Below are 25,730 nucleotides of genomic sequence, written 5' to 3' on the forward strand. Positions count from 1 at the left end.
CCAGTGCCAGAACTTAAAGATTGTTAACCTGTCCCCGTTTCATATCCTCGAGAGCCCGGATGAATGCATCCAGCTCATCAGGGATTCCCCTCAGCATCTCCCGCATCTCCGGGGTCGCATATGCACCCGTGGAAGACGCGCGAATGTACCCCATCTGCTCGAGGACGCGGAGGGAATACCGCACCCGGTGCTGTGGCTGGTTCAGCACTTCTGCGAGCTTGATGATCCCGATCGGCTCATGCTCGATAACCGCACGGGCTATTGACAGGTGCCGTTCGATCAGTTCAATCTCGTCACGGAGCTTTTCAAGCATGAGCATCCCTCACCATCTGCCAGATCCCTCTATCCCACTCATCTCTCAATTCTGGTATATTCGTTTCCAATCCTCTTCCACTCAGGAACTCTCATCTGAATCGGGTGATTCTTTGGGTTTTGCGTGAATCTCAAGCCAATCCTTTGTGGCGAAGTAGTGCTTCTTCGTAAACAATCCGGAGAGGACTGCGATTATCATGAGGACGATCAACACCGGATTTTTGTATCCGGCCTCTGCCGGAACGATGAAGAAGATTGCAACTGCGGCAGCAGCGGCAAATAAGAAGATATTGAGAAGTATCACGACGGTAATATACTTGATCTTGAAGACCTGTTTTGCCGATTCTTCCATATGCAGGTATGGTCTTCACAGAATATATGCCCTGCCATGCTATGTCATGCACCGCCTGTCAGCGTTCAATCAATCTGCTGCCTGTACATTATTCAAGCCCCGTCCTTTAGGGGGGGGTAGTTGACGAGTGGCATATCCAATCCAGAGAAACGCCTTCTGGAGGTGTGATGCCGGGAAACCGTTTGAATTGAGAAGATATTGATTTATAGTGATAATTACTACTCTTCTGTCAGGATATGCGGGGACATTCTTCTGCCTGGGTGACACTTCTGATCATCATTCTGGTACTGGCAGCTCTCAGTACCGCAGGCTGCGTCTCCGATGATGATCTCGATTCCCTCTGGGATGACTGCATGCAATCCATCCCCCTCCACCGTGCATCCCTTGACAACTACCTCCTCGTCTACACAATCGGCATCGATCTCTGGAACGTTGAACTTGCCGGAGATACCCCGAATCCACGGACGCTCAGGACACAGATTGCCCGCGAAGAGGCCTTCCTGGCAGAACTGTCAGATAAGCACTGGGTGCTCACCGGGGCAGTCAGCAGGTTTTCAGACTATGCCCGAACCCTTGAAGGGAGCCGCGGCGAATGGGCTGTCGGGGTTGCCTCTGATCTTCGTCTCTATGATGAAGAGATGTGGAATGTACAGAATGCATTCAAGGGGCGTCTTGCGGCATTAAGCCAGTATCTTGATCTTGCAGACAGCGGAAGAGGAGATACTGCAGAAGCGCTCTCGTACCTTGAGAGTGCCAATACACTCGCCTCGAATGCTGGGGAAGCCATTGCCCGTGCCGATGCCGCCCGGACCCGTGCCGAATCACGGTATGCCGATGCCCCCTTTCCGAAGATACATCTTCTCTGATGGCAAATACGTATAGAATGAATGCTCTCGATCAGGCTCTGGCAACTACCGGTTCCAGGGCATATGCCGCATATGGCACCTCATCAGATGCAAATGTCAGGTATCTGACCTCATTTCGGACGAGCGATCCGGTCATCTATATGAAACGCCTGAATGAAGAGGGCATCATTGTTGTTCCTGCAATGGAGGTGGAACGGGCTGCCCTTGAGTCGCCATGCACCGTCATAAGCCGGGCAGATGCAGGTTTTTTTGATATTCTGAAGGAAGAGCCTGATCCCCTGAAGGCAACGGGCCGGGTGATAGCTGATCTGGCAGGCGGCCCGATTCTTGTCCCGCCCGAGTTTCCCCTCGGCCTTGCAAAGGCGATTGAAGCGCACCAGCCGGTGGACGTGGAGATGGATGCCCTCTCTGCCATGCGGTCGCAGAAGTCCGCATCAGAGATCGCCATGATGCAAAACTCGCAGGCAGCAGCAGAAGATGCGCTCGAAACAGCGCTTGCCCTGATCAGGAGGTCAAAACCCACAGGAGAACTACTGGTGACCCCGGAAGGAAAGATCCTCACCTCAGAAGATGTCAGGTATGCTATCCACGCAACACTCCTGAAACACGGGTGCCGGGGTGTTGATACGATCGTTTCCTCGGGCAGTGAGACATCTGTGGTGCATCTCAGGGGAACCGGTCCCATTGCAGCCAACGCTCCAATCATCATCGATATCTTCCCGCAGAATGAAGAGACCGGATACTTCGCCGATATGACAAGGACGGTTGTCCGGGGAGAACCAACTCCTGAGATCCGGGAGATGTATGCCGCGGTATCTGATGCACAAACGCTTGCCTTCTCCCTCCTCAGGGCAGGCGCAGATGGCTCCACTCTCTACCAGGCAGTCGTCTCCCTCTTCGCAGATGCAGGATATGGGACAGAGCCGGATGGTTTTGTCCATAGCCTTGGCCATGGTGTCGGACTTGAGGTCCATGAAGCCCCGTCCCTCAGCGCACGGGGTGGGGCGCTTGCCGCGGGCAATGTCGTCACCATTGAGCCGGGTTTATATTATCCCGGGATCGGCGGGGTGCGTATTGAGGATATGGCTCTTGTCACAGATGGTGGCTATGAACGAATCACCCGGTTCCCGGAGGTCTTCTGCATATGAACGATGAGATGATAGATCAGTACATACAATCCGGCAGGCTCGCGAAGAAGATTCTGCAGAAAGGTGCACGCATGATTGTCCCCGGCGCAACCCTTGCCGGGGTGGCCGATTGCGTCTGCACCATGATCCATGAGGAAGGGGCAGGAATTGCGTTCCCCCCAAACCTCTCCCTGAATGAAGCAGCCGCACATGATACGGCAGGACCCTCTGATGAACGCACCTTTGCAGCAGGCGATCTGGTCAAGCTCGACATTGGTATTCATATCGACGGGTGTATCGCAGATACCGCACTCACCGTCGATCTCGGGGATCATCCCCTGTTGGTCGAGGCATCGCGCGCAGCACTGAATGCAGCGCTCTCGCTTGCAAAACCCGGTGTTCGTGCAGGCGAATTGGGGGCTGCGATCCAGGAGGCGATCGTCTCACGCGGATTCCAGCCGGTTGCAAACCTCACAGGCCACGGCCTTGACCTCTACTCTCTGCATGCTTCACCATCTGTTCCAAACATCGGATCCGGAGGCGGCACTCTCCTGAAGGAGGGGATGGCAATCGCGATTGAGCCGTTTGCATCAACCGGCCATGGCCGCGTCACCGAGGGCTCAAGAGTCGAGATATTCTCCCAGATTGCAGTAAAACCAGTGAGAATCCCCGCCGGAAGAAAGATCCTCGAAGAGATACGGGATCGCCGCGGCCTCCCCTTTGCCCGGCGATGGCTGAAAACTGATCGCGCCGATCTCGCACTGACCGCACTTATCAGGCAGGGTGTGCTCCGATCGTACCCTGTCCTCCAGGATGTTCCGGGGTCGCTTGTATCCCAGGCAGAGCATACGATCATCGTCACTGAAGATGGATGCATCGTCACCACGAAGTAGAGATACTCTTATTCCGATTCCCGGATAATAAATAAGGTTAACACATGCAGATGGCTGATCAGACCACCCTCCGGCTCATGGAGCTCCTTCTCACCGCAGAGATCGTCAACCGTGAGGAATCCCTCGGCATTGCAGATCTTACCCCTGCATGCCGCGAGGCGTTTAGCATCGGCAAGAACGGACCGGATCTCAAACGGCCGCTCATTGTGAGCAACAGCCTGGCAAAGCGAGCTCTCGGAATTGAAGAGGCTCATACGTTTGTCTCATCGAATCCTTTCATCGGGTTCGATGACTTCGGCCAGCGCCTCTCGGTGACCGCACTCGATCCGGCGGCCCGCTGGTTCCTTGACCGTGGTGGCAGGGATCTGGCAGCCTCAAATCCGGTTCTTGCCCTCTATTATGAGAAGAGCGGGGCAGGTGAGATCAGGTACAGGGATGCCTCTGCACAAAATCCGCTCTATGAAGACAGCCGTGCGTTTCTCCAGCCACGGATCGATGCCCTGAAGGTCGAATCCGAGGAGATCCGCGATGCACTCGGGCTTGTTGCAATCTATGCGCCTGAAGAGATCGAAGAGTCATTTGAGACCTTTGTTGCCACCCCGGAACAGCGTGAAGTGATCGAAAAGATCAGGGTTGCGCTGAAAAATCGCCAGTTCCTGAAAACCCATCAGATCTACCAGGTTGGCCGGCTCCTCTTTGTCGGACCTCCCGGAACCGGAAAAACCTCGTTTGCGCTCTCGCTTGCACGTGAGCTGCATATGCCGATCCTCGAGGCCCGCCTCTCGATGATCACCTCCCAGTACCTTGGAGAGACATCAAAGAATATTGACAGGATCTTTGAGATAGCAAAACGGCTGTCTCCCTGCATCCTCTTCATTGATGAGTTCGATTATGTGGCACGCACACGGGATTCAGATGATCACGGTGCGATGAAGCGGGCGGTCAATACGCTTCTGAAGAGCATCGACCAGATCAGCCTGGTCAAATCAGAAGTACTCTTCATCGGGGCGACAAACCACCCGGGAATCCTTGACGAGGCTGCCTGGAGAAGGTTCGATGACGCAGTCCCCTTCACCATACCAGACGCATCCATGCGGGAGGCGATCCTGGTTACGATCACCCGGAGCCTCCGGATTGTTCCTGATATCCCGCTCCTCGCAGCCAGAACCGAGGGCTTCACAGGTGCTGATCTTCGCCTGATGATAAAAGAAGCAGTCATGGCCGCTCTTCTTGATGGGCGGGACGAGATTGCCGATATTGATATTGAACAGGGGATGCTCCTTGTGGACCGGAGGAATGCGCTTCGGAAGACCGGATGGATCGGGGCATGAGGGTTACCTTCCTTGGAACCGGTGATGCCATCGGCACACCCAAGATCGGGTGCAACTGCGATCACTGCATACAGGCATGGAAGGAAGGCAGGGAACGGCTCAGGACATCCCTCTTAATCGAGACTGGTTCACACCACCTGCTCATAGACACCACCCCTGACCTCCGCAGACAGCTCCTGTATGCCGGATCCCCGCATATTGATGCCGGAATCTGGACCCATGGCCATTACGACCATTTCATGGGATTTGGGGATTTTTACCGGATTCAGAAACCGCCTGCCATGTATGCGGCACCGGAAGTGCTCGATTATTGTAGCAATGTTTTTTCATTCCTCCCCTCACCCGGGCATCCAGTACTGCCCTATCAGCCGTTTACCCTCTTCGATCTCTCAATCACCCTCTTCCCGGTTGACCACCCCGGCGCTCCGACATATGGTGTTCGGATTGAATCCGGTGATTCTGTCCTCGTCTATTCGTCAGATACGCGCAGGGGGATCCCTAAACAGAGTATCGATTGTATGAGGGATGCGGATCTTCTCATCCTTGATGCCATGGCGCCGTCGCACCTGACGATCTCAAAACATATGAACTATACCGATGCGCTTGACCTCGCAGATGAGCTGAAACCAAAAGAACTCAGGTGTGTACACCTAAGCCATATGGTCTCATGGGATCAGCCGTATTCGGCATATGATATGGAGACCTTTGATCTCGGGCTCCGCTAATGGCTATATAGTCTCCCTGCCAATTGATATACAGTATGAACATAAAAATTCTTGAGCTTGAAAAAAATAAGGTCAAAATGGTGTTAGTTTCAGAGAAACACACCTTTATGAATCTTCTGACCGATGAGATCCTGAAAGATCCGGCCGTTGATGTTGCCAAATATCAGATCGAGTACCAGTTCTCTGACCCCGAACTCCTCGTCACAACCGACGGCAGTAAGGATCCTGTCACAATCATCAGGGAAGCATGCGAGCGGATCAGCCGCTCCTGTGACGAACTGCTGACACAGGTACAATCTGCATAAGGTGTTCTTTTCAGGAGAAGTCTTCGATACCATATCCGGATCTGATGCTTTGGAGAGAGCATTGGATCCCGGAAAAACTCTCTTTTACGTAACTGGGTTGAAAAAAAGACCTGACGCATTACACCCGCTGGGTGAATGCAACCTGACCTGATATCTTTGTTATCTTGACTTTGATCTTCTGCCCTGGTTTTCCGTTGGTGACATAGAGGATATATTTACCCACCTTGGCAACCCCGTCACCACGGCGGCTGACCGACTCGATCTCCACTTCAAGCTCCATCCCCTCTTCCAGGCTGGTTCCCTTCACCTCGGTCCGTGCACGCCGCTTTCTCACCGGACGGTGGCTGCCGCAGGCATCACACCGGAGCATCTGGATACGATCATCCTTGACAAGCCGGGTATCGGGCCGCCCGCACTCGGAACAGATGACATAATCGTCGATGTAATTCCTGACGATCGCTTCAAGGACATCTGTTTCAAATTTGCCATTAAAGATTGCACGGGTTCCGTCAATCTTACCGGCAGTTCCAAGCTCCCCGAGCATGAATTTCATCACATGATCGGGTTCCCGGTTCAGTGTCCCGACAATATCCATGAAATTTTCAAGGATCGTCGTCTTTCCTTCGGGGTATGATTTGACCGGCGGCACGACAAACCGCTCCCCCGTATCCGATGGTTCGGTGATGCCGGTATATGCCTTCTTCAGGAGATCCTCGTAACTATCGACCATGCAGAGTATATGGGGGTCATAGTGCTAAAAAGTGTAGTATGGGCAGGGAGAGTGATCCTTATTTCTTCTCCAAAGATGACCTCTAAGGAATGCTGTCCGCCGAAGATCTCACGATCATCCGCTCACGCCTCGGACGGGATATCACCCCCCTTGAGGCGGTCGCTTTTGAGAACCTCTGGAGTGAACACTGTAGCTATCGTTCAACACGGGCTCTTCTGAAGACTCTCCCGACAGAGGGGAGAAACGTCATCATCGGGCCGGGAGACGATGCTGCTATTGTCAGATACAATGAGAAGACCGCGCTTGCGATCGGGATGGAGAGCCATAACCATCCAAGCTATGTTGACCCCTATGATGGTGCCGCAACCGGTGTCGGGGGCATTATCCGGGATATCATCTCGATGGGTGCCCGCCCTATTGCCCTGATGGATCCCCTCTGTTTTGGAACCCTCGATTCCGAGAAGACGCGCCACCTCTTTGAGCATGTCGTCTCCGGTATCGGGGATTACGGGAACTGTATCGGGGTGCCGGTTGTCAGGGGAGATCTCATCTTTGACGAGAGTTACCAGGGCAACCCGCTTGTCAATGTTGTTGCTGTCGGTGTCGTTGACCCTGAACATATCATCACCGGCAGGGTACAAAAGCCCGGTAACCATCTCATCCTCTATGGCTCACGGACGGGCCGCGACGGGCTGGGCGGAGCCTCCTTTGCCTCACGGGATCTGAGTGAGGATTCGGAAGCAGAAGATCGCCCGAGCGTGCAGGTGGGTGATCCCTATACCGAGAAGCTCCTCATCGAGGCGACGATGGAGATGTGCGCAACCGGGAAGGTGCTCGCCTGCCGTGACCTCGGCGCGGCCGGGTTTGCCGGTGCGTCAAGCGAGATGTCAAGCACATTCGGTGCCCGGATCAGTGCAGATCGCGTCCCCCTCCGTGAGACAGGGATGAATGAGGTTGAGATCATGCTCGCCGAATCACAGGAGCGGATGCTCGCCGAGGTCGCACCAGAGGATGTGGCTCTGATCGGGGCGATCGCCGAAAAGTATGATCTTGCCTGGGCAGATGTCGGAGAGGTGATCGCAGAGCCCCGTTATATCATTGAGTTCAATGGAAGAACCGTCTGCGATCTCCCGATCGATCTTCTCGTCGGCGGCACTCCCGCCTGCCGCTGGGAGACGAAGGCATATCATGCAGAAGAGCCTTTCCGCCGCCCTGAAGAGGATCTCCGCACACTCTGCCTGAAGGTGCTCACTCACCCCGAGTGTGCGGCAAAGGACTGGGTCTTCTCCCAGTACGATCATGACGTCCAGCTCAGGACCGTCTCCCTCGGCCCCGATGCTGCGGTGCTCCGGCTTGATGGAAGCGGCCTCTACTTCACCTGCGGCTGCAATCCCCGGCATATCTCTCTTTCACCGCGTGATGGGACAGCGAATGCCGTTCTTGAGAATGCTTCAAACCTTGCCTGCTATGGAGCCGATCCGCTCTGTATCGTTGACTGCTTAAACTTTGCAAGCCCGGTGCACCCGGAGATCAGCTGGCAGATCGAGGAATCGATCCTTGGGATGGGAGAGATGTGCCGCCGTCTTGATGTCCCGATCGTCGGCGGGAATGTCTCCCTCTACAATGAGAGTGATGAATTTGATACCCGGATCAAGCCCACTCCGATGCTCGGGATGATTGGAAAGGGCGATCTCCGCACCTTCACCCCGCCACAAGAGGGTGCAACCCTTGTTCTTCTTGGAACAACCTCCCCTGATCTCGGCGGATCAATTCTTGATTGTGTCACCGGATGCGGCGGCCCGGCTCCTGCAACCGGGGATGTCGAGACGGTTGTAACAGTCCGTGATCTCGTCAGGAAAAATGTGCTGCGTGCAGTAACTGACCTTTCCCGTGGCGGGCTTCTCACTGCTCTTGCAAAGATCGCCCCCTGCTCTTCGGTCTCGATAGAGGGCGATCCGGTTGCAGCACTCTTCTCGGAATCTTATGCCCGTTTCCTGGCGGCAGTTGATGATCCTGCTGCTCTCAAAGGCATCCCGCATATGATCCTTGGAAATGTCGGTGGCGATGCACTCAGGATCAGATCAGGTGGTGAAGAAGTCGTCCTCGCTCAAGCCGACCTGCGGGAGGCTTCCAAAACCATCACGGATCTGATGCGGATCGATTAGGCTTCCGCCAACTCAGTGACCGCCTGTATAAGGGCGGCCATCTCTTCTTCATTTCTGACGCCCCGGACCGAAAAGCCGACATGGAAACTGCCAACGACTTCCATTCCGCGTTCCTTTGCATGTGTCTCCATGAGCGTGAGCGTCTCGCCGGGAGTGCTCCGTGAGGTGCAGACGAGCACTACTTTCTTTCCTGAACAGTTCTCGAGCGCCCGTATCATTGCGTTTGCAGCAGGTGTCGGGCGGGATGCCCAGACCGGGGATCCGAGGATGACGAGGTCATAAACGGAGAGATCGATTGCATCCGGATCGATTGCGGCAATGTCTCCCTTTCGTGCGCGAGGAGCGCCAAGCAGGTACATTGTTGTCTTTCCGTATCCGGCAAGATCACGAACCCTGATCAGGTCTGCTCCTGTGGCTTTTGAGAGTGTTTCCATCACAGAATGGGTGTTGCCGGTCTCGCTATGGTAGATGCAGAGGATCTTCATACTCTGCGTTATGGGATCTGGTACTATATAAAAATATGGAAAAAAAAGATTAAAGGTTCTTGAACTGGGGCATATCCTTCCTCAGTTCTGCCCCGATATGCTCGATCTCGTGCTCTTCATCGGCACGGGTCAATGCATTGAAGACGGGCCTGCCCACCATATTCTCAAGGATCCACTCTTTTGCAAAGGTGCCGTTCTGGATCTCAGAGAGGATCTCCTCCATCTCCATCCTGCTCTCGGGTCCGATGACACGGGGTCCCCGGGTGATATCCCCATACTGGGCGGTGTTGCTGATGTATTTGCGCATCTTGGTGAATCCGCCTTCGTAGATGAGGTCGATGATCAGTTTCGTCTCGTGGAGAACCTCAAGGTACGCCATCTCCGGGCTGTACCCGGCATCGACGAGGGTCTCATACCCTGCCCTGATCAGCGAGGTGATACCCCCGCAGAGAACTGCCTGTTCTCCAAAGAGATCGGTCTCGGTCTCTTCACGGAATGTTGTTTCGAGCACCATTGCACGGGTGGCACCGATGCCTTTTGCATAGGCGAGCGCAAGTGCGCGGGCATCGCCTGAGATATCCTGGTACACTGCGATGAGTGCGGGAACGCCCATGCCTTCGGTGTAGGTTCTCCTGACCATGAATCCGGGCCCTTTCGGAGCGACCATGAAGACATTCACCGTCTCCGGCGGGACGATCTGGCCGAAATGAATGTTGAATCCATGTGAGAAGACCAGCGATGCACCCTTTTTGAGGTTCCCTGCAATCTCTGACCTGAAGACAGCCGCCTGGCTCTCGTCAGGAAGGAGAATCTGGACCAGATCGGCTTTCTTTACAGCCTCGGCAACGGTAAGGACAGTAAACCCGTCTTTCTTCGCCTCATCCCAGCTCTTGCCTGGGCGGAGGCCGATGATAACATCGAGTCCGCTGTCACGAAGATTCAAAGCCTGGCCGCGGCCCTGTGAGCCGTAGCCGATCACGGCGATCGTCTTTCCTTTTAAATGAGAGAGATCGGCGTCTGCGTCATAGTACTTCTGGACCATAGCTTTACCAATACGTAATGCGGTGCGAGCCTACATAAATATATTATACTCAGGCTCATACCTGACTGTACTTTTATAGCTTGATCTTCTGTGAAGAAGATATAATGATAGAGGTCTTTTCGCATGGAACTGTCTGATATTCAGTCCACTATCCCCGATATCCGGATCAACCTGAGCCGGGTGGGTGTCAGGAATGTACGAAAACTCGTGGAAGTAGCACGTGTCGGGAAACGTCCGGCGATCTTTATATCGAAGTTTGATATCTTCGTTGATCTCCCCGGCTCCCTGAAAGGTGCAAACCTCTCACGGAATTTTGAAGTGATCGACGATGTGCTCCAGGAGGCAATCGGTGGCGAGGTGAAGGAGATCGAGGAGGTCTGTAGCAGGGTTGCACGAAAACTCCTTGATCGCCATGAGTACGCCGAGAGAACCGAGGTCCGGATGGAGAGCGCCTACATGGTGAAGAGGGAGACGCCGGTCACCCAGACGCCGTGCCATGAAGTGGTTACGGTGCATGCCCGTGCGATTGCCCAGCGGACAAGCCGCCAGCCGATCATCAGGAAGAGCATCGGGGCAGAAGTAACCGGCATGACCGCCTGTCCCTGTGCCCAGAATATCATGAAGGATCATGCCATGATGGTGCTTGAATCACTTGATATGGAAAAGGACAAGATAGAAAAATTCTTTGACGAGGTTCCGATGGCAACCCACAACCAGCGTGGCAAAGGTTTCCTCTGTATCGAGACAGATGACGATCAGCATGTTCCGCTTGAAGATGTGATCGATGTCCTCAAAGATTCCATGAGTGCCAGGATCTATGAACTCCTCAAACGTGGTGATGAGAGTTTCGTGGTGATGGAAGCTCACAAGAACCCGAGATTTGTCGAGGATTGTGTCCGTGTCATGGCAAAGAAGGTAGTCAGTACCTTCGGCCATCTTCCGGCTGATGCCCGGATCACCATCCGCCAGACAAACGAGGAGAGTATCCACCAGCATGATGCCTATGCAGAACGGCATGCAACCCTTGCCGAGCTGTATGCAGAATTAAACTGTGAATAATCCGGGAGATCAGGCATGGGCGGGTGTTTTTCTCCCTCCTTCCATACTCATATTCTCCTCTCTTCTTGTTTTTTGATCTTCTATTCCTTCTTTGGAAGTGTATCTGCTATTCTTATAAACGACCAGTTTATTGGTATTAAATAATTGTGGGTAAACTATTTATAATGCTATCTCTCTCATATCGTCGCAGTCTGGGTTAAATATGCCGTAAAAAAAGCGCATACGTAATTTTTAACAAAAAAGCGGGGATATTCTTATTATTTTAGCAGGGTTCCGGTAATGTCGCTATAATGCCAAATATTGTAGTACTATTTGTTATTTTATCGATATAATTTACAATATATTGGAGGGTAATATCACAAACTATAATTAACGATATCGTTCTAATTCACTTTAGCGTACTTTCATGTACGTGTCATTAACCGCACAGGATAAATATTGACGTATAGCAGATCGACCACCACATTTTGGATGAGGCGATAACATTGTCGAAAGTAGTAGAAGTTTCCCCAACCACAAGGCATGAAGGCCATTCCAAGCTCGTGTTGAAAGTCAATGACGACGGCATCATCGAGCGCGGAGACTGGCTCTCCATTACTCCTGTCAGGGGTGTTGAAAAGCTTGCCATCGGTAAGACGATGGAGCAGGTTCCAAAGATCGCATCACGTGTCTGTGGTATCTGTCCGATTGCACACACCCTCGCAGCAACAGAAGCGATGGAAGCATCGATCGGATGTGAGATCCCAGAGGATGCATATCTTCTCAGGCTGATTCTCCAGTGCGCAAACAGGCTGCACAGCCATGCACTGCATAACATCCTGACCCTGCCGGATATGTACTTACCCGGAACAGACACAAAGATTAACCCCTTCACACCAGAAGAGCCGGTCAGAAGCGTTGCAAAACGCCTTCAGACTCTCCGTATGGTCGGCCAGACGATCGGCGAGATCGTCGGCGGCGAAGCAATCCACCCATCAAACCCCCGTGTCGGCGGTATGTACAAGAACATTACCCCACGGGCAAGGGCAAAGGTTGTTGATCTTGCAAAGATGGCACTCCCCCTTGCACGCGAGCAGATGGAGTTCATGATTGCAATCCTCAGGAACTACCAGAAGCGTGACTGGGCAGAAGTCGGTGGCAAAGAGATTCCTATTCCAAAGGATCTCGGATACCACAACCAGGGATACATGGCAGCAGACCCGTGTTACGGAAGCAGCTCACTGGACGAATGCCCCCGCTGGTTCCCCGAGCGCTGGACTGAAGTCCGGCCATGGGACTGGTACATGGGTGAGGAAGAGATCACACTCGAAGACCCATCATACCCGGTCGGCGGCACCACAAAGGCAGGCACCAAGGCCTGGCCACAGATGGAAGCCTGCACCGGTGTTCCGCTCTATGACGGCCAGCCCGTCGAGGTCGGTCCCCGTGCCCGTCTGGTTCAGTTCAAGAACTATGACGAGAAGGGTGCAATCGGCCTGCAGATCGCACGGCAGATGGAATACATGGATGCTGTGTACAAGATGATTGAGGCAGCAGACGCTATCGACTGCTCGGCTCCGGTTGTAGCAGATGTCATCCCGCAGGGTGACGGTTCCATCGGATGGGCAGCAAACGAAGCCCCGCGAGGCTGTGACGTTCACCTTGCAAAGGTCAGGAATGGCAAAGTCGAGTTCTTCTCGATGCTTGTCCCGACCACCTGGAACTTCCCCACCTGCAGCCGTGCACTCACTGGTGCACCCTGGCAGCTCGCCGAGGTCATCATGCGTGCCTATGATCCCTGTGTCTCCTGTGCAACCCACATGATCGTCATAGACGAAGACAAGAGGCTCGTTGCAGAGAAACTCCTCGAGTGAGTGCGTTCATGGATGAGCTGTACCCCGAGATTGTCATCGCCGGCTGCGGCAACATGCTGTTTGGTGATGACGGCTATGGACCGGAAGTTGTGGAGCGGTTGAAGGAGATCTCTCTCCCCGACAATGTGAAAGCGGTTGATGTGGGCCTTGGTGGCCCCCATTTCTGTTTTACCATGCTCGACAACGGAGTCACGAAAAAGCTCATTATCATCGATATCGTCGATTTTGGTGCTGAGCCCGGAACGCTTACAAAGCTCCGGATCGAGGATCTGCCTCCGGGCAGCTACCGTGATGCCCATTCTTGGGATCTTACTGAACCTCTGCACCGGCTGAAGGATAAGGTGGATATCACCGTAATCGGGTGCCAGCCAAAGAACGTACCCGCCCCCGATGTTGAAATAGGCATTTCAACTGAGGTCGAGGATGCTATACCCCTGACGATTCAGGTTGTATTGAAGGAAATAGGGGTGAACAATGGGAATACTTGAATCCCTGAAGGCCCTGTTATTCGGTAAACACGACGTCGGTGGGGAAAAGCAGGATCAAAAACCGGCTGATAAACCGGCTGACGTAATTGTCGAAAAGAAGGCGTCAATCATAAAAGAACCAAAGGAGGAGAAGCCAGTGGCTGATAAGATTACTGTAGGACACGTGCACATGAGCGGTTGTACCGGGTGCCTTGTGTCCTTTGCAGATAACTATGAAGGATTGTTAACAATTCTTGACAAATATGCGGACCTCGTCTACTGTCTCACATTAGCAGATGTCCGGCATATCCCAGAGATGGATGTAGCCCTCGTTGAGGGATCTGTCTGTATTCAGGATCACATTGCAGTCGAGGAGATCATCGAGACCCGAAAGAACGCGAAGATCGTCGTTGCACTCGGTGCCTGCGCCTGCTATGGCAACATCACCAGATTCTGCCGTGGTGGCCAGCAGAACCAGCCCCAGCACGAGTCGTATCTGCCAATCGGTGACCTGATCGATGTGGATGTCTACATCCCCGGATGTGCACCGACCCCGCAGCAGATCAGAAACGTCTGTGTTATGGCGTACCTGCTGCTGAAAGGAAACGATGAGCAGAAGGCGCTTGCAGGTGCATACCTGACACCCATGATGAACCTTGCAAAGGCAGGCACAGAAGCCTGCGGATGCGACATCATGACCCAGGTGATCAACCAGGGTCTCTGCATGGGCTGTGGCTCATGTGCAGCAGCCTGCCCGGTACGTGCAATCACCATGCAATATGGCAGACCACAGATCGAGCGCGATCTCTGTATCAAATGCGGAGCATGCTATGCCCAGTGTCCACGGAGCTTCTTCAGCTTCGATGTGGTCAACCAGTATGAGGGTATCATGGAAGCAATAGATGCTGCTATGCAGCCCTGAGGAGGGAGAAGAAATGGTACTTGGTAACTACAAACAGGCTGTTGCTGCACGCAGCACAGACCCCGATATTCTCCGCAAATCACAGGACGGCGGCATTGTCACCCAGCTCTTTGCTTATGCACTTGATGCTGGCATCATTGACGGTGCGATCGTCGCAGGTCAGAGCGATGAGCCATTCAAACCCGAGCCGATGGTTGCGACCACCCGTGAGGAACTCCTCGCAGCACGTGGCACCCGCTACGCCATCTCCCCGAATATGTCACTTATTAAAGAGGTGACCCGGAGCTATGGACTTGACAAGGTCGGTGTTGTTGGCACCCCCTGCCAGATGCAGGCACTCAGGAAGGGCCAGCTCTATCCTATCGGCCTTCGTGATGTTGCGGACAAGATCGCCCTCGCAGTCGGTATCTTCTGCATGGAGAACTTCCCCTACCAGGGTATCCTCCAGCTCGTGGAAGACCATGGTGCGACCGCTCTTGAAAACGTCTCAAAGCTTGATATCGGAAAGGGCAAGTTCTGGATCTACACCGAGCGCGGTGCAACCGTTCAGCTCCCGCTGAAGGTCACCCACAAGTACGAGCAGCCAGGCTGCCACGTCTGCCTCGACTATGTCGCAAACCTGGCTGATATCTCAACCGGCTCAGTCGGAACACCCGACGGCTGGTCGACGGTCTTCGTCAGGTCAGGAAAAGGTGATGACATCTGGGCAAAGGCGATCGCAGCAGGCGCATTTGAGACAAAGCCGATTGACTCTGTCAAACCAGGCCTCGAACTCGTCACAAAGCTCGCGAACGATAAGGTCACAAAGAACCAGAAGTACCTTGAGTCCCGTGCAACTGAGTACGGAGTCGGAAAGGCGCTTCGGAACCCATACATCTAATCTTTTTTTTTTGTTCGTCCCCTCTTTTGTCACAGGAACAGAAGAAAAGGGGTTTAAAGATACTGCATCTACATATCAGCAATGGCAGATGATATCGTTGAAGAAGATGCTGCTCTTCCAGAAGATCCCGTTCTTCCGGAAGATCATGTTCCGGATATGCCTGTTTCAGAGGAAGAAACAGATGCCGGCGGAGATGAGGCTCCCGATGCACCTGAGAACGGAAGCATGGTACCCGATGCATTCATCCGCGATCTGAAGATATTTGGCGAGAGTATCCGGAAAAACCCCGGACTGATCGAGCAGATCCGGGATGTCTTCGAGTACCATCTTGTTGATATGACCGATCGCCGGACATTCTCCAGGATCGTCAATGCCCTGACGATGATCCTCGGCCACAGTTCAACGATGGTTGTAGCAACCGCCTGCCATATCAATGCTGCTGCCTTCTTTACCGATATAAAAAAGCAGGTGGGTGAGGGGGAGGAAGAGACCGAAGCAATAGCTGTTCTCCAGCATCTCACTGCGCTCTATGGAAACCGTGTGCAGGAGGCATATGCCCTCTCGGTCGGATCCCTGGATGAAGACTGGTTCACAGCTGATATCAATACCTTCAGGCGGGAAGGCGAGCAGAGCTGGATGATTGAACTCCGCCTTGCCCAGTACAACGGGACGATCGCACACCTGAAGATGACCCCCGAATCACTCTTCCAGCTGACCCTGATCATGATGAACGAGGTGAAGAAACTCCCGGCAGAAGCCTTTGATCAGGAGATGATCGGGAGGTATGGGGATGATATCCAGTCGTTTGCAAAACGGTTCGCCCTGAAGCCTGATGATGGTTCTCCTCCCGGATATGCGTGAGAGGAACCTCACCTGCATAGGCTGACATGCCGGATACCCCTTACTCTTTTCTGGTAATTGTCACCGGGTCGATCTTCGCGTCGATCAGAAGCTCAAAAGAGATCTCCTGAAGCCAGCCGGATTTTTCAAACATGCTCTGGAAACAGACGCCTGCCACCGGAACACCATGTTTTGATATGACCTCTTTTGCCTCGTCAATTGTTGATGGTACTCCCGGCATGGCAAGGCCGCCCATCAGGACAATGATTGCCGGGTGCACTGCCGCACCCTCTCCCGCCTGCATGCCGACACCGGAGACGGGCTTTAACATACGGGCACTCTTCTCATCAAAGAGCGGAACAAAGAGATGTTTCAGATTCATATCGCGCGTTGCAAAGGCGAGCAGCTCGACAAACGGGGTGCAGGTTCCGGCACAGCCATAGTAGACGATCTGCGATCCTTCAGGGAGGCTCTTTTCTTTCAGGTACTCCTTAAAGGGCCTGAGTATGCCTGGGACACCGCTTAATGTGGTTATCGTGGTCATAGTCTTTCTCCGGGAGAACCATAGGAAACACAGGTTTATAAATACCATTCTCCAATGTAAAAGAAACGATTCTTCCGGAGGGTTTGGAATATCTTCAGAGAATAGGCGGTCTTCACCAGGAAAAATGATCGTGATCTTTATGATCCTTCTGATCTTCTGGTATATACTGTCAGGATACTTCGATCTCTTTCATATCGGGGCCGGGATCATCTGCTGTGGGATTGTGACGCTCATATCCGGGGATCTCATCCTCCGATCTGATCGGAGCCTCATCCAATCAGGACGCATATTCATCCGATTCCTTCTCTTCCTCCCGAGGCTGATGCTGGAGATCCTCTATGCGAACCTTGATGTTGCGTACCGGATTCTGCATCCGAAGATGCCGATCGATCCGGAGATTCTTACCGTCGATACCGGGTTTTCAGGCGATGTCCTGAGGACTGCATTCGCAAATGCCATGACCCTTACACCCGGCACCGTTACCGTGGCTGTTGAAGGAGGGCGTTTTACTGTGCATGCACTGGTCAGGAGCGTTTCAGAAGAGGATCTCCTGCAGAACCGGAGTATCCAGAAGAGGCTTTCAAAGATATTTGGTGAAGGGCCATGATCAATATCTTCCTCGCAAGCGGGATCATTCTGATCCTGACGATCTTCCTCTGCCTCTACCGTGTGGTCTTTGGACCCGGTGTTGAGAACCGGTTGATCGCAGTGAATACCATTGGTACCAAGACGATCATCCTCCTTGTGATCATCGGCTTTATCTACGAGCGGCCGCTCTTCCTGGATATCTCGATCGTCTATGCGATGATCAACTTCATCGCAACCCTTGCAATCGCCAAGTACCTCAGGAGGGGATCCATATCCTGAACATTCTGAATATCCTTGCCCTCATCTGTATCGGAATCGGCCTCTTCTTCATGGTCGTCGGTGCAGTCGGGCTGATCAGGCTGCCTGATTTCTATACCCGTGCCCATGCAAGCGGCAAGTGCGATACGCTCGGGGAGGGAATGATGCTGATCGGCTTCATCCTATACGAAGGAATGACGCTCATCTCGGTGAAGCTGCTCCTCCTTGCAATCTTCATCTTCATCTCATCCCCGACAGCTGTTCATGCACTTGTGAATGTTGCCCATACGCGTGGGGTAAAACCCTGGAAGAAGGGGGATGAACGGCAATGATCTGGGCCCTTGACTTTGCCCTCCTCCTCTTCATGATCATCTGTGCAGTCGCCGCGATCACGGTGAAGGATCTCCTTCATGCAACGATCATACTCTCCGCATATTCGCTGATCATGACGGTACTCTGGGCAGAGATGAATGCTGTTGATGTTGCTTTCACCGAAGCGACTGTCGGTGCCGGAATTACGACTGTGCTCTTTATTGCAGCCATAACACGAACCAGAAGGAGTTCATCAGATTGAAGACGAAAGCACTCATCGCGGTCCTTTTCATCGGTATCATCCTCTTCTGGGCAGTAGAGGATATGCCTGCGTTTGGTGATCCGGATGCTCCGGCAACTCAGTATACCGGAGAGCTCTATGTGGATTCCGTCCTTCCGGATATCGGCATCGACAATATTGTGACGGCGATACTGGCCAGCTATCGAGGCTTTGATACGCTCGGGGAGGTTGTCGTGATCTTCACAGCCGGTATTTCGGTAGCCCTGCTGCTGCGAAGGGGTGGGCGGCTATGATGGAGAATGTCGTCATCAGGACGGTATCCCGGCTTACGGTGCCCTTCATCCAGGTATTTGCCCTCTATGTGATCGTCCATGGCGCATCCGGGGCAGGTGGCGGCTTCCAGGGCGGTGTCGTCTTTGCCGCTTCATTCATCCTGATGATCATCGCCTTTGGAATGGCGAATGTCCGCCGCCGGATCGACAACAGGGGCATCATGTGGCTATCTGTGATCGGAATTGCCATCTATGCGGGAATAGGATTTCTGGCTCTCCTTATGGGAGGCAACTTCCTCGAATACGCTGCAATAGAAGCGGCACTTGGGATCCCGCACTTCCATGGCATACTGATCGATCTGGTTGAAGCCGGAATCGGGATCGCTGTCATGGCGGCGATGGTCTCGATCATCTATGATATCGCAGGAAACGGGGAGGAATCATCATGATTGAGCCGTTCTATGAACTCTTCCTCTCCCGGTACAACTACTGGATGGCAATCATCCTGATGCTGATCGGGCTGTATGCCCTGATTGCCAAACAGAACCTGGTGAAGAAGATCATCGGGCTGAACATCTTCCAGACGGCGATATTCCTCTTCTATATCTCGTTTGCCGAAGTCCGGGGCGGCACTGCCCCCATCTACACGGCTGAAGGAGTACATGCCCTCTATGTGAATCCTCTTCCGCATGTCCTGATCCTAACCGCAATCGTCGTCGGGGTGAGTGTGACAGCTGTTGCTCTCTCGTTAATCGTCCGTATCTACGAGGAGTACGGTGTTCTCGATGAGGATGACCTGATGCAGGCGGTGAGGAAACGATGACCCTCATCAATCATATTCCGGTCCTGCTGGTTGCAATCCCGATCCTCGCATCGCTTCTGATACTTGCTGCCGGATGGTATGACCGGAGGTTCTGCTACCCGATAGCACTCATCACGATCCTCTCCCAGTTTGCAGCTTCAGTAGCCATTCTTCTGCAGGTGCTTGATGGAGGAACCATCCGGTACCATCTTGGAAACTGGGCTCCCCCGCTTGGGATCGAGCTCGTCATCGACAGCTTCAACGGTTTTATACTCGTTACTATCCTGCTTCTTGCTTCTGCGACGATCATCTATGCACGGCGGAGTGTCGGGAAGGAGATTACCCCTGATAAGATCGTCTCCTTCTATGTCCTCTTCCAGCTCCTCGTCACCGGGCTTGTGGGAATGACAATAACGGGCGATCTCTTCAATCTCTATGTCTTCCTGGAGATATCCTCAATCGCAGCATATACCCTGATCGCCTCTTCACGCAAGTCCCACTCCTATGTGGCAAGCTTCAACTACCTGATCCTCGGCTCAATTGCAGCCGGTTTCATCCTTCTTGGGATCGGCAACCTCTATGTCGCGACCGGGACACTGAATATGGCAGAGCTTGCAGTGATGCTTCCGGCATCGTACCATCTTGCAACAGTCCATTCGGCATTCCTCTTCCTGATGATCGGCTTCTCGATAAAGGTGGCATTCTTCCCCCTCCACCTCTGGCTCCCTGATGCCTATTCAGAATCACCCTCGGCGGTGACTGTGCTCATCTCGACGGTGATGGCAAAGGTGAGTGTCTATGCACTCTTCCGCATCCTCTTCACGGTCTTTACGACAGCATACATCATCGACAGCTTCCCGGTGACCGGCTTCATCCTCCTGATGTCAACGGTGGCGATTGTTGCGGGTGCGGTACTCGCAATTGCCCAGGAGGATCTGAAGCGGATGCTGGCATACTCAAGCGTCAGCCAGATTGGGTATATCATGTTCGCACTTGGTGTTGCAAACGAGATTGCGCTCGAAGGTGGAATCCTGCATATCCTCGGCCATGCGGTGATGAAAGGCTGCCTCTTCATGGTGGCAGGGGTGATCATCTACCGGATGGGTACTTCCCGCTTAAGCGACATGAAAGGCCTCTCAAAGACGATGCCGATATCCTGTGCCGCCTTTGCGCTTGCCGGAGCATCGATGATCGGGATTCCCCCGACGATTGGGTTCATGAGCAAATACTACCTGGTGCTCGGGGCATTTGAAGCCGGGCTCTGGCCATATGCGGCGGTGCTCCTGGTCGGATCCCTCCTTGCCGCTATCTATATCTGGCGTTTCATCGAGATCGCCTACTTCGGCGATCCGCACGGAGGGCACGACGAGGATCATGCCACTCAAACGGCAGAACGCGAAGCCCCTCTCTCGATGCTTGCCCCGATGGTCGGCCTTGCCCTCCTCTGTCTCATATTTGGCATCTTCGTAGAGGTGCTGATGCAGGCAGTCGCCCCTGCCGCACTCCTGCTCCTTGGAGGTGCCTGAGATGGCGGATATCGAATGGGTACTCCCTGCTGTTGTGATCGCAATCCCACTCCTCGCATCGGTTCTGATACTGGCAACAGGGCGATATGAGAATCTCCGCGAGGGTGTCACGATCACAGCGGCATCTGCGATGCTCGCATCAGTCCTTCTGATGCTCCCCGGGGTGCTTGCCGGAAACCGGTTTACCTACACGCTCCTTCCGATGGTGCCGGGCGGTGACTTTGCCCTGAAGGTGGATGCATTCGGGATGGTCTTTGCGCTCGTTGCAGCGTCTCTATTCCTCCTGAATTCATTCTATGCAATCGGGTACATGCGGGCCCTGAAAGAGCATGCCCAGACGAGGTTCTTCTTCTGTCTCGCCGTTGCAATAGCTGCTGCAATTGGGATCGCATTCTCGGCAAATCTTCTGACACTCTTCATATTCTATGAGATCCTGACGATCATCACCTATCCGCTTGTTGTCCATGTCGAGACACCGGAGGCGATGAAAGCAGGAAGGAAATACCTTGCCTACCTCTTAATCGGTGGCATCTTCCTCCTTGCTGCGGTCATCCTGACCTATATCCTCACCGGAACTACCGATTTTGTGGCAGGAGGGTTCCTTGTGGGATCGGGATCCGCACTCACGCTCCAGATCCTCTTCATCCTCTTCATGGTCGGCTTTGTGAAGGCGGCATGGATGCCGCTCCACGGATGGCTCCCTGCGGCAATGGTTGCCCCAACCCCGGTCTCTGCGTTCCTCCATGCAGTTGCGGTCGTCACCGCCGGAGTCTTTGGGATTGTCAGGATTGCCGGGTGGGTCTTTGGGATGGATCTGATGGCAATGCTTGGGCTTGGCACCCTTCTTGCGGTGATCGCCTCATTTACGATAATCGTCGCCTCCCTCTTCGCACTTGCCGAGGATAACCTGAAACGTCGGCTTGCCTACTCGACGGTGAGCCAGCTCTCCTATATCCTGCTTGGCGTTTCGATGCTCTCGATCGCCGGGATGACCGGGGCAATGGCGCATATACCGATCCATGCATTCCTGAAGATCACCCTCTTCTTTGTTGCTGGTGCGGTCATCGTCTCTGCCGGGAAGGAGTCTATCTCTGAGATGAAAGGGATCGGGAGGAAGATGCCGGTGACCGCAGTCATGTTTGCAGCTGCTGCAATCGGCATCTGCGGCCTTCCCCCGCTTGCAGGCATCATCAGCAAGATCTACCTTGCACTTGGTGCGGTGGAGGGCGGGGTGCCAATCCTCCTCCTTGTGATCATTGTAAGTGCCGTCTTAAATGCGGCATATTTCTTCCCGATCATCTACACGATGCTCTTTGAGACTCCAGACGATCCCGGGGCCCTCGAATCAGTCCGTGAACCCCCGCTCACGATGCTCGTTCCGATCGTCCTGACTGCGGGCGTATCGGTGTTGATCTTCTTCTTCCCGTCAATGCCGTTTATGGATCTCATAGAGATCGCGATTGCCGAGATCACTCACCAGGTGCTGCCATGATCGAAATTCCTCCGGCATTTCTCTTTCTCATCGGTCTTCTCCTCGTTCCTATCCTGAGAGGAGCTGCACGGAAGTGCTGGACGGTTCTCCTGGGTGCAGCAGGGCTTATCATGGTGCTTCTGATCGGCTCGGGCTCCCCCGATCTGGTGGTTTCGATCATCCCCGGCATCGAGACGATCCTCCTGACGACCGACCCGATGCGGCAGCTTGCCGGTATCATCTTTGCAACAGCAGGGTTCCTGGTTATTATCTATGCAGCATACCGCGATCTCCCCCGGATAGAAACGATCGGCATCCTCGCATCAGTTGCCGCGGCACTTGGGATCGTCTATGCAGGCGATCTGATCACGGTCTTTGTCTTCTGGGAGCTCCTTGCGCTTGCCTCCTTATCGATCATCTGGTCTTCAACGGATCAAAATTCATCTGGTGCCGGGTACAGGTACCTCCTCTTCCATATCTTCGGCGGTGCCTGTCTCCTCGGGGGAATTGTCTTCACTATTGTCACAACAGGAACTGCGGCAATCGGGTCGGTGGGAGATGGCATCGGCTTCCTGCTGCTCTTTATCGGGATCGGCGTGAATGCCGCATTCATTCCCCTCCATACATGGGTCGGTGATGCGTATCCGCGGGCATCAGTCGTCGGGTCAGTTGCCCTCTGTATCTTCACGACAAAAGCGGCGGTCTTCCTCCTTGCCGCGATTGGCGGGTGGGGAGCCGCAGTTGCATATATGGGCGGGGCGATGGCACTCTATGGTGCCGTCTATGCCCTCATGCAGGATGATATCCGGCGCCTCCTCTCGTACTCGATCATCAGCCAGGGGGGCTATATGGTTGCGGCAATCGGGGTGGGAACAGTTGCCGGGATCGATGCCGGACTCGCACATCTCGTCAATGATATCCTCTTCAAGTCGCTCCTCTTCATGGCAGCCGGTGCTGTGATCATGAGGACGGGCACGGGCCGCCTTTCGGAACTTGGGGGTCTTGCACGGACGATGCCAAAGACCACAGTCTGTGCAGTGATCGGTGGTCTTGCCCTTGCCGGTGTGCCGGGTCTGAACGGTGCTGTCAGCAAGGGGATGGTGATCGAAGCAGCCGGAGCAGTCCCATACCTTGCTCCCCTTCTCATGGCCTCAGCAGTCATCACTGTCATCTATGTCTTCCGTCTCCTCTACCTCGGCTTCTTCAGGCCGGTCTCCGGCACGAAGGAAGGGCGGCTTCCTGAGGATGCCCCCACCCTGATGATGATTGCAATGGCTGCAACCGCCCTTCTCTGTATTGTCATCGGTCTCTTCCCGACCCTTCTGACCAGTCTCCTGCCCGGGATGACCGCAGCCCATCCGTTTGCACCCTCACATCTCCTGGAATCGGCTCTGATCTTTGCTGGTGCCGGAGTTCTCCTGCTGATTATCCGGCCCCTTCGAAAGCCCTGGCATGGATTTGAAAGAGATATTGACTCACTCTATATCCGGGCAGGGAGACTGGTTGCATGGATTGCCAAAAACCCGCTTGTTCATGGGGCTGATCTGATTGGTGCTTGCCTTCAGCGCTTCGTTTCTGCTCTCAGAACCATCGCTTCCAACCCCCCGGTTGCCTGCCAGATCGCATTCCGGAGCATTGCACTGCCCTTTGTCCGGGCATTCTCCGATCCATCAAAAACAAGGGCATATGAAGATCGGCTTTCCCACATGAGGGATCAGTACCCGGACGAACAGATCTCGATCTGGGGTGGCGGGTATGGGATCATCTTCATCAGTATCATCGCGTTTCTGTATTTCCTCTTTGATCTGATAAAATAGGGGAGGAGAGGAAACCTTTTTCCGTTATTTTGAGACGATCTTCTGCACAAGCGCCATGACACCCGGTTTTGCCCGCTGCCTCCGCCGGGCACTCACAGGGGGTGTCTCAAACATCTCATTGTTCATCCGAAGATTGATCTCTTCAAAGATCCGCTTATATGCGGTGCAGTGGGGATCAACCCCTTCGATCCGCCCCTCGGTTGGTGCAATCGCATTGTATGGGCATCCCCCCCGGCAGTACCGGATGTGTGAGCAGTCCCCGCATGCAGAATCGACATAAGTTTTGTACTCCTGCATCAGCTTCCATGCCTTTGACTCTGCGAGCTCCTCAAGGGACGGGCAGTCAGCAACATTCCCCATCAGATACTCCGGCATCCCCACAAACCGGTAGCAGGGATAGATCCCGCCGTCCGGGCCGATTGCAAAGGTGTTTGCCATGCAGTCGACATAGGTGCAGACCGTTCCGTGCCTCGTGAAGACGCATTTGACGAGATCGTTGATATTCATCACCTCAGAGCGGTCGATGTTCTCAAGATACCGGTCAAGCAGAAAGACGAGGAGCTCCCCGTACTCTTCAGGCGGAAGTGCCCATTCCTGCGGCTGGTCGCCCCGGAGAGAGGGGAGGGCAGGGTGGAGCTTCATCGGGAAGCCATTCTCCATGAAGAAGTTGAAGATCTCTTCCTTATGCAGGACCGACTTATTTGTGAAGGTGCAGATGAAACGGACCGTCAGCCCATGCGATCTCGCAATCTCATACCCTCTCATAGTCTTCTCATAGTAGCCGTCTCCTCTCTGTGGATCGTTTATCTCCTGCGGCCCGTCAATTGATGATCCAATCGGGACATGGTATGCGGCAAGGGCGTCTGCAATCTCCGGTGTCATCCGCCAGAGATTAGACTGGAGTGCAAAATCAGGGGTGATTTCTGAGAGCCCCCCTGCAAGGATCGGGAGTGCCTGACGGTAAAAATCCGCACCCGCAAGGAGCGGCTCCCCCCCGTGAAAGGTGAAGGTGACGGGATCGGTCCTGAAACTCTTCAGCCACCTGACGATATCGTGGATCGTATCCATGGACATGACAGGCGATCCCTCCTCGGAACTCCAGCAGTAAGCACAGTTGGAGGGGCATCCGAGGGTTGGTATGATCATCACGTGGAACGGATTTTTCATCGTATTTCAGTATCTGGTCATCCATACAGCTCCTTAATGCTATTCATTCATGCAGGGTAACCCTACCCGGAAAAACCGGATTGGGAAATCCTGAAATGACAAATAATGTCTCAAATGAGGTATCTGTGTGATATTTGGCGCTTTTTTCATCGGGTTAAACTTATTATCTGTCAGGTATATGTATCATCATGAGTCTCTCACTGTTCATGCATCGAATTGACAGAGACAGTATCACAGAGTATCGTCTGCCCCTCTTCTCTCCTGACGATAGATGAAACCGGCAGGTGCTGCATAAGGGTCTGACTTGCGATCCACAATGCCGCGAATCCGGTTATAATCCACAACCTTCTCATTCACGATGAGTCGGGTGTATGTACA

31 protein-coding genes are annotated in these 25,730 nt (G+C 53.7%); 23 read left to right on the top strand and 8 right to left on the bottom strand.

Annotated elements, in window-relative coordinates; translation table 11 throughout:
- Positions 1-13 precede the first annotated feature (13 nt).
- Positions 14-313 (bottom strand): hypothetical protein, encoded by a 300-nt coding sequence (locus ACZ44I_RS01470; RefSeq protein ID WP_464549365.1) that lies wholly within the window; start codon positions 311-313, stop codon positions 14-16.
- 81 nt (positions 314-394) lie between these two features.
- Complete coding sequence (locus tag ACZ44I_RS01475) at positions 395-664, bottom strand: hypothetical protein (RefSeq protein WP_464549363.1); 270 nt, start codon at positions 662-664, stop codon at positions 395-397.
- A 236-nt stretch (positions 665-900) separates the two neighbouring features.
- Between ACZ44I_RS01475 and ACZ44I_RS01480 the strand changes: the two genes are divergently transcribed.
- From ACZ44I_RS01480 to ACZ44I_RS01505, 6 genes are read left to right on the top strand one after another with little or no spacing between them, the layout of a single operon-like run.
- On the top strand, positions 901-1,530 hold the full coding sequence (locus tag ACZ44I_RS01480) for a hypothetical protein (RefSeq protein WP_464549361.1): 630 nt from the start codon (positions 901-903) through the stop codon (positions 1,528-1,530).
- Positions 1,530-2,678 (top strand): M24 family metallopeptidase, encoded by a 1,149-nt coding sequence (locus ACZ44I_RS01485; RefSeq protein WP_464549359.1) that lies wholly within the window; start codon positions 1,530-1,532, stop codon positions 2,676-2,678. Before ACZ44I_RS01480 ends, ACZ44I_RS01485 begins: the two co-directional genes overlap by 1 nt.
- Complete coding sequence (gene map / locus ACZ44I_RS01490; protein WP_464549357.1) at positions 2,675-3,550, top strand: type II methionyl aminopeptidase; 876 nt, start codon at positions 2,675-2,677, stop codon at positions 3,548-3,550. The genes ACZ44I_RS01485 and map overlap by 4 nt, the downstream gene beginning before the upstream one ends.
- A 44-nt stretch (positions 3,551-3,594) precedes the next feature.
- A complete protein-coding gene (locus ACZ44I_RS01495; RefSeq protein ID WP_464549355.1) occupies positions 3,595-4,881 on the top strand; it encodes an ATP-binding protein in 1,287 nt (428 codons plus the stop codon).
- Positions 4,878-5,606: an MBL fold metallo-hydrolase gene (locus tag ACZ44I_RS01500; protein WP_464549353.1), complete on the top strand. Its 729-nt coding sequence runs from the start codon at positions 4,878-4,880 to the stop codon at positions 5,604-5,606. The genes ACZ44I_RS01495 and ACZ44I_RS01500 overlap by 4 nt, the downstream gene beginning before the upstream one ends.
- Positions 5,607-5,641: 35 nt before the next feature.
- The gene (locus tag ACZ44I_RS01505) at positions 5,642-5,911 is read left to right on the top strand and encodes a DNA-directed RNA polymerase subunit L (protein ID WP_460374348.1); all 270 of its coding nucleotides are present in this window, start codon (positions 5,642-5,644) and stop codon (positions 5,909-5,911) included.
- Between the two features lie 118 nt (positions 5,912-6,029).
- Here the strand turns inward: ACZ44I_RS01505 and ACZ44I_RS01510 are convergent, their stop codons facing one another.
- Positions 6,030-6,641: a translation initiation factor IF-2 subunit beta gene (locus tag ACZ44I_RS01510; protein ID WP_464549351.1), complete on the bottom strand. Its 612-nt coding sequence runs from the start codon at positions 6,639-6,641 to the stop codon at positions 6,030-6,032.
- Between the two features lie 89 nt (positions 6,642-6,730).
- On the opposite strand from ACZ44I_RS01510, the gene purL reads away from it, so the two are divergent.
- Entirely contained in the window at positions 6,731-8,806 is a 2,076-nt protein-coding gene (gene purL, locus ACZ44I_RS01515) for a phosphoribosylformylglycinamidine synthase subunit PurL (RefSeq protein WP_464549349.1), read from the top strand.
- Here purL and ACZ44I_RS01520 read toward each other — a convergent pair.
- Both ACZ44I_RS01520 and ilvC read right to left on the bottom strand, forming a co-directional pair.
- A complete protein-coding gene (locus tag ACZ44I_RS01520) occupies positions 8,803-9,291 on the bottom strand; it encodes a flavodoxin family protein (protein ID WP_464549348.1) in 489 nt (162 codons plus the stop codon). The genes purL and ACZ44I_RS01520 overlap by 4 nt on opposite strands.
- A 49-nt stretch (positions 9,292-9,340) precedes the next feature.
- Positions 9,341-10,333 carry a ketol-acid reductoisomerase gene (gene ilvC, locus ACZ44I_RS01525; RefSeq protein ID WP_464549346.1) on the bottom strand — a complete coding sequence of 331 codons (993 nt, stop codon included), beginning with the start codon at positions 10,331-10,333 and terminating at the stop codon, positions 9,341-9,343.
- 123 nt (positions 10,334-10,456) lie between these two features.
- On the opposite strand from ilvC, the gene mptA reads away from it, so the two are divergent.
- From mptA to ACZ44I_RS01555, 6 genes are all read left to right on the top strand, one after another.
- Complete coding sequence (mptA, locus tag ACZ44I_RS01530) at positions 10,457-11,392, top strand: GTP cyclohydrolase MptA (RefSeq protein WP_464549344.1); 936 nt, start codon at positions 10,457-10,459, stop codon at positions 11,390-11,392.
- 485 nt (positions 11,393-11,877) lie between these two features.
- Complete coding sequence (gene frhA, locus ACZ44I_RS01535; protein WP_464549342.1) at positions 11,878-13,245, top strand: coenzyme F420 hydrogenase subunit alpha; 1,368 nt, start codon at positions 11,878-11,880, stop codon at positions 13,243-13,245.
- A gap of 8 nt (positions 13,246-13,253) precedes the next feature.
- Positions 13,254-13,733 (top strand): coenzyme F420-reducing hydrogenase, FrhD protein, encoded by a 480-nt coding sequence (gene frhD / locus ACZ44I_RS01540; protein WP_464549340.1) that lies wholly within the window; start codon positions 13,254-13,256, stop codon positions 13,731-13,733.
- Positions 13,734-13,869: 136 nt separating this feature from the next.
- Positions 13,870-14,634 carry a coenzyme F420 hydrogenase subunit gamma gene (gene frhG, locus ACZ44I_RS01545; protein ID WP_300332169.1) on the top strand — a complete coding sequence of 255 codons (765 nt, stop codon included), beginning with the start codon at positions 13,870-13,872 and terminating at the stop codon, positions 14,632-14,634.
- A 13-nt stretch (positions 14,635-14,647) separates the two neighbouring features.
- The gene (frhB, locus tag ACZ44I_RS01550) at positions 14,648-15,514 is read left to right on the top strand and encodes a coenzyme F420 hydrogenase subunit beta (protein WP_464549338.1); all 867 of its coding nucleotides are present in this window, start codon (positions 14,648-14,650) and stop codon (positions 15,512-15,514) included.
- Positions 15,515-15,595: 81 nt separating this feature from the next.
- Positions 15,596-16,375 (top strand): hypothetical protein, encoded by a 780-nt coding sequence (locus ACZ44I_RS01555; protein WP_464549336.1) that lies wholly within the window; start codon positions 15,596-15,598, stop codon positions 16,373-16,375.
- A 40-nt stretch (positions 16,376-16,415) separates the two neighbouring features.
- Here ACZ44I_RS01555 and ACZ44I_RS01560 read toward each other — a convergent pair whose 3' ends face one another.
- Positions 16,416-16,898: a DUF2124 family protein gene (locus tag ACZ44I_RS01560; protein WP_464549334.1), complete on the bottom strand. Its 483-nt coding sequence runs from the start codon at positions 16,896-16,898 to the stop codon at positions 16,416-16,418.
- A 124-nt stretch (positions 16,899-17,022) separates the two neighbouring features.
- Between ACZ44I_RS01560 and ACZ44I_RS01565 the strand changes: the two genes are divergently transcribed.
- Genes ACZ44I_RS01565 through ACZ44I_RS01610 form a run of 10 tightly spaced genes read left to right on the top strand, consistent with a single transcriptional unit; the run spans position 17,023 to position 24,185 of the window.
- The gene (locus ACZ44I_RS01565; protein WP_464549332.1) at positions 17,023-17,505 is read left to right on the top strand and encodes a Na+/H+ antiporter subunit E; all 483 of its coding nucleotides are present in this window, start codon (positions 17,023-17,025) and stop codon (positions 17,503-17,505) included.
- The gene (locus ACZ44I_RS01570; RefSeq protein WP_464549330.1) at positions 17,502-17,765 is read left to right on the top strand and encodes an MrpF/PhaF family protein; all 264 of its coding nucleotides are present in this window, start codon (positions 17,502-17,504) and stop codon (positions 17,763-17,765) included. Before ACZ44I_RS01565 ends, ACZ44I_RS01570 begins: the two co-directional genes overlap by 4 nt.
- 50 nt (positions 17,766-17,815) lie before the next feature.
- Positions 17,816-18,076 (top strand): monovalent cation/H(+) antiporter subunit G, encoded by a 261-nt coding sequence (gene mnhG / locus ACZ44I_RS01575; RefSeq protein WP_464576563.1) that lies wholly within the window; start codon positions 17,816-17,818, stop codon positions 18,074-18,076.
- Positions 18,073-18,318, top strand: a complete 246-nt coding sequence (locus ACZ44I_RS01580) for a Na(+)/H(+) antiporter subunit B (protein WP_464549328.1) — start codon at positions 18,073-18,075, stop codon at positions 18,316-18,318. The genes mnhG and ACZ44I_RS01580 overlap by 4 nt, the downstream gene beginning before the upstream one ends.
- The gene (gene mbhE / locus ACZ44I_RS01585) at positions 18,315-18,590 is read left to right on the top strand and encodes a hydrogen gas-evolving membrane-bound hydrogenase subunit E (protein WP_464549327.1); all 276 of its coding nucleotides are present in this window, start codon (positions 18,315-18,317) and stop codon (positions 18,588-18,590) included. The genes ACZ44I_RS01580 and mbhE overlap by 4 nt, the downstream gene beginning before the upstream one ends.
- Positions 18,587-19,018, top strand: a complete 432-nt coding sequence (locus ACZ44I_RS01590) for an MnhB domain-containing protein (protein ID WP_464549325.1) — start codon at positions 18,587-18,589, stop codon at positions 19,016-19,018. Before mbhE ends, ACZ44I_RS01590 begins: the two co-directional genes overlap by 4 nt.
- Positions 19,015-19,392, top strand: a complete 378-nt coding sequence (locus ACZ44I_RS01595) for a cation:proton antiporter subunit C (protein ID WP_464549323.1) — start codon at positions 19,015-19,017, stop codon at positions 19,390-19,392. Before ACZ44I_RS01590 ends, ACZ44I_RS01595 begins: the two co-directional genes overlap by 4 nt.
- Positions 19,389-20,897, top strand: coding sequence for a monovalent cation/H+ antiporter subunit D family protein (locus ACZ44I_RS01600; RefSeq protein WP_464549321.1), 1,509 nt, complete (start codon positions 19,389-19,391; stop codon positions 20,895-20,897). The genes ACZ44I_RS01595 and ACZ44I_RS01600 overlap by 4 nt, the downstream gene beginning before the upstream one ends.
- Position 20,898: 1 nt before the next feature.
- Positions 20,899-22,389 (top strand): proton-conducting transporter transmembrane domain-containing protein, encoded by a 1,491-nt coding sequence (locus ACZ44I_RS01605; protein WP_464549319.1) that lies wholly within the window; start codon positions 20,899-20,901, stop codon positions 22,387-22,389.
- Entirely contained in the window at positions 22,386-24,185 is a 1,800-nt protein-coding gene (locus ACZ44I_RS01610; protein ID WP_464549317.1) for a proton-conducting transporter transmembrane domain-containing protein, read from the top strand. Before ACZ44I_RS01605 ends, ACZ44I_RS01610 begins: the two co-directional genes overlap by 4 nt.
- Positions 24,186-24,209: 24 nt before the next feature.
- Here ACZ44I_RS01610 and ACZ44I_RS01615 read toward each other — a convergent pair whose 3' ends face one another.
- Both ACZ44I_RS01615 and ACZ44I_RS01620 read right to left on the bottom strand, forming a co-directional pair.
- Entirely contained in the window at positions 24,210-25,352 is a 1,143-nt protein-coding gene (locus ACZ44I_RS01615) for a TIGR04083 family peptide-modifying radical SAM enzyme (protein ID WP_464549315.1), read from the bottom strand.
- Between the two features lie 197 nt (positions 25,353-25,549).
- Complete coding sequence (locus ACZ44I_RS01620) at positions 25,550-25,705, bottom strand: hypothetical protein (RefSeq protein ID WP_464549314.1); 156 nt, start codon at positions 25,703-25,705, stop codon at positions 25,550-25,552.
- Positions 25,706-25,730 lie beyond the last annotated feature (25 nt).

It is taken from the genome of Methanocalculus pumilus (genome assembly GCF_055382585.1).